This is a genomic window from Bacillus altitudinis (assembly GCF_001191605.1).
Taxonomy (GTDB): domain Bacteria; phylum Bacillota; class Bacilli; order Bacillales; family Bacillaceae; genus Bacillus; species Bacillus altitudinis.
In genome coordinates this window covers 3,672,501-3,674,849 of record NZ_CP009108.1, presented here as the reverse complement: position 1 = coordinate 3,674,849, position 2,349 = coordinate 3,672,501, and the positions used below count along the sequence as shown (strand labels likewise).

Genomic DNA, 2,349 nt, shown 5'->3' with positions numbered 1-2,349 from the left:
ATACCGGATAGTTCCTTGAACCGCATGGTTCAAGGATGAAAGACGGTTTCGGCTGTCACTTACAGATGGACCCGCGGCGCATTAGCTAGTTGGTGAGGTAACGGCTCACCAAGGCGACGATGCGTAGCCGACCTGAGAGGGTGATCGGCCACACTGGGACTGAGACACGGCCCAGACTCCTACGGGAGGCAGCAGTAGGGAATCTTCCGCAATGGACGAAAGTCTGACGGAGCAACGCCGCGTGAGTGATGAAGGTTTTCGGATCGTAAAGCTCTGTTGTTAGGGAAGAACAAGTGCAAGAGTAACTGCTTGCACCTTGACGGTACCTAACCAGAAAGCCACGGCTAACTACGTGCCAGCAGCCGCGGTAATACGTAGGTGGCAAGCGTTGTCCGGAATTATTGGGCGTAAAGGGCTCGCAGGCGGTTTCTTAAGTCTGATGTGAAAGCCCCCGGCTCAACCGGGGAGGGTCATTGGAAACTGGGAAACTTGAGTGCAGAAGAGGAGAGTGGAATTCCACGTGTAGCGGTGAAATGCGTAGAGATGTGGAGGAACACCAGTGGCGAAGGCGACTCTCTGGTCTGTAACTGACGCTGAGGAGCGAAAGCGTGGGGAGCGAACAGGATTAGATACCCTGGTAGTCCACGCCGTAAACGATGAGTGCTAAGTGTTAGGGGGTTTCCGCCCCTTAGTGCTGCAGCTAACGCATTAAGCACTCCGCCTGGGGAGTACGGTCGCAAGACTGAAACTCAAAGGAATTGACGGGGGCCCGCACAAGCGGTGGAGCATGTGGTTTAATTCGAAGCAACGCGAAGAACCTTACCAGGTCTTGACATCCTCTGACAACCCTAGAGATAGGGCTTTCCCTTCGGGGACAGAGTGACAGGTGGTGCATGGTTGTCGTCAGCTCGTGTCGTGAGATGTTGGGTTAAGTCCCGCAACGAGCGCAACCCTTGATCTTAGTTGCCAGCATTTAGTTGGGCACTCTAAGGTGACTGCCGGTGACAAACCGGAGGAAGGTGGGGATGACGTCAAATCATCATGCCCCTTATGACCTGGGCTACACACGTGCTACAATGGACAGAACAAAGGGCTGCGAGACCGCAAGGTTTAGCCAATCCCACAAATCTGTTCTCAGTTCGGATCGCAGTCTGCAACTCGACTGCGTGAAGCTGGAATCGCTAGTAATCGCGGATCAGCATGCCGCGGTGAATACGTTCCCGGGCCTTGTACACACCGCCCGTCACACCACGAGAGTTTGCAACACCCGAAGTCGGTGAGGTAACCTTTATGGAGCCAGCCGCCGAAGGTGGGGCAGATGATTGGGGTGAAGTCGTAACAAGGTAGCCGTATCGGAAGGTGCGGCTGGATCACCTCCTTTCTAAGGATATATGGAGCAGCGTATGTTTTCGTCTTGTTTAGTTTTGAAGGATCATTCCTTCAAACATGTCTCTAGCGAGACAGGATTGTTCTTTGAAAACTAGATAACAATAAGTAATACATTCACATTGAATGCAATGCAAAGTTCATCACACATAGTGATTCTTTCTAAAGTAAGAAATGGTTAAGTTAGAAAGGGCGCACGGTGGATGCCTTGGCACTAGGAGCCGATGAAGGACGGGACGAACACCGATATGCTTCGGGGAGCTGTAAGCAAGCTTTGATCCGGAGATTTCCGAATGGGGAAACCCACTGCTCGTAATGGAGTAGTATCCATACTTGAATACATAGAGTATGAGAAGGCATACCCGGGGAACTGAAACATCTAAGTACCCGGAGGAAGAGAAAGCAAATGCGATTCCCTGAGTAGCGGCGAGCGAAACGGGAACAGCCCAAACCAAGAGGCTTGCCTCTTGGGGTTGTAGGACACTCTATACGGAGTTACAAAGGAACGATATAAGCGAAGAGGTCTGGAAAGGCCCGCCAAAGAAGGTAACAGCCCTGTAACTGAAATGTTGTTCTCTCCAGAGTGGATCCTGAGTACGGCGGAACACGTGAAATTCCGTCGGAATCCGGGAGGACCATCTCCCAAGGCTAAATACTCCCTAGTGACCGATAGTGAACCAGTACCGTGAGGGAAAGGTGAAAAGCACCCCGGAAGGGGAGTGAAATAGATCCTGAAACCGTGTGCCTACAAGTAGTCAGAGCCCGTTAACGGGTGATGGCGTGCCTTTTGTAGAATGAACCGGCGAGTTACGATCCCGTGCAAGGTTAAGCAGAAGATGCGGAGCCGCAGCGAAAGCGAGTCTGAATAGGGCGCATGAGTACGTGGTCGTAGACCCGAAACCAGGTGATCTACCCATGTCCAGGGTGAAGTTCAGGTAACACTGAATGGAGGCCCGAACCCAC

Annotated in this window: 2 rRNA genes (1 of these 2 cut by a window edge); both read left to right on the top strand. The window is 52.2% G+C overall.

Annotated features, from left to right (window positions below):
• Positions 1-1,381: ribosomal RNA gene (locus ID12_RS00005) — 16S ribosomal RNA — on the top strand.
• Between the two features lie 181 nt (positions 1,382-1,562).
• Positions 1,563-2,349: ribosomal RNA gene (locus ID12_RS18625) — 23S ribosomal RNA — on the top strand; it runs 2,144 nt beyond the window's last position.
• Together the 16S and 23S rRNA genes form the textbook arrangement of a ribosomal RNA operon.